At 56.2% G+C, this 1,467-nt stretch carries 2 rRNA genes; both read right to left on the bottom strand.

Annotated features, from left to right (window positions below):
* A 5S ribosomal RNA gene (gene rrf, locus LD028_RS13060) occupies nt 1-96 on the bottom strand; the annotation flags it as partial.
* 209 nt (nt 97-305) lie between these two features.
* Nucleotides 306-1,467 (bottom strand): 23S ribosomal RNA (locus tag LD028_RS13055); the annotation flags it as partial.

The following is a 1,467-nucleotide window of genomic DNA, read 5'->3' as shown; positions in this document are numbered from 1 at the left end:
GCAGGCGGTGTCCCGCCAACTACCATCGGCGCTGGAGAGCTTAACTTCCGTGTTCGGGATGGGAACGGGTGTGACCTCTCCGCCATCGTCACCGAGCAAACATGCTCTTTCGTTTCGCCTCTTTCGGCGTGAAGGATAATTCCTTCAAAACTAGATAACAGAACAGTCGCCTTCGCTTTTCGTGATGTCTAGCTGCGGCTCCTAGCCCCTCGAATCGCTTCAGTCCTGCTGTGGCGGCAACAGCCTCCTCGCAGGCCTTTCGCGTTCTTCGTGGCTGGACAGTCGCCTTCGCTTTTCTTGTGTGTTTAGTTAAGTCCTCGATCGATTAGTATCCGTCAGCTGCACGTGTCGCCACGCTTCCACCTCGGACCTATCTACCTTGTCATCTTCAAGGGATCTTACTCGCTTGACGCGATGGGAAATCTCATCTTGAGGGGGGCTTCACGCTTAGATGCTTTCAGCGCTTATCCCTTCCGCACATAGCTACCCAGCTGTGCCCCTGGCGGGACAACTGGTACACCAGCGGTGCGTCCATCCCGGTCCTCTCGTACTAAGGACAGCTCCTCTCAAATTTCCTACGCCCGCGACGGATAGGGACCGAACTGTCTCACGACGTTCTGAACCCAGCTCGCGTACCGCTTTAATGGGCGAACAGCCCAACCCTTGGGACCGACTACAGCCCCAGGATGCGATGAGCCGACATCGAGGTGCCAAACCTCCCCGTCGATGTGGACTCTTGGGGGAGATAAGCCTGTTATCCCCGGGGTAGCTTTTATCCGTTGAGCGATGGCCCTTCCATTCGGAACCACCGGATCACTAAGCCCGACTTTCGTCCCTGCTCGACTTGTAGGTCTCGCAGTCAAGCTCCCTTCTGCCTTTACACTCTTCGAATGATTTCCAACCATTCTGAGGGAACCTTTGGGCGCCTCCGTTACGCTTTGGGAGGCGACCGCCCCAGTCAAACTGCCCACCTGACACTGTCTCCCACCCCGATCAGGGGTGCGGGTTAGAATCTCAGTACGACAAGGGTGGTATCCCAACGGCGACTCCACCTAGACTGGCGTCCAGGCTTCTCAGTCTCCCACCTATGCTGTACATGTCGCACCAACATTCAATATCAGGCTGCAGTAAAGCTCCACGGGGTCTTTCCGTCCTGTCGCGGGTAACCTGCATCTTCACAGGTACTATGATTTCACCGGGTCTCTCGTTGAGACAGTGCCCAAGTCGTTACACCTTTCGTGCGGGTCGGAACTTACCCGACAAGGAATTTCGCTACCTTAGGACCGTTATAGTTACGGCCGCCGTTTACTGGGGCTTCGGTTCGCACCTTCGCTTGCGCTAAGCGCTCCCCTTAACCTTCCAGCACCGGGCAGGTGTCAGCCCCTATACTTCGCCTTACGGCTTCGCAGAGACCTGTGTTTTTGATAAACAGTCGCTTGGGCCTTTTCACTGCGGCTCCCCTGGGCT

The organism is Anoxybacillus sp. LAT27, assembly GCF_022030075.1.
Lineage (GTDB): Bacteria > Bacillota > Bacilli > Bacillales > Anoxybacillaceae > Anoxybacillus > Anoxybacillus kestanbolensis.
This window is presented reverse-complemented; position numbering and strand designations above follow the sequence as displayed.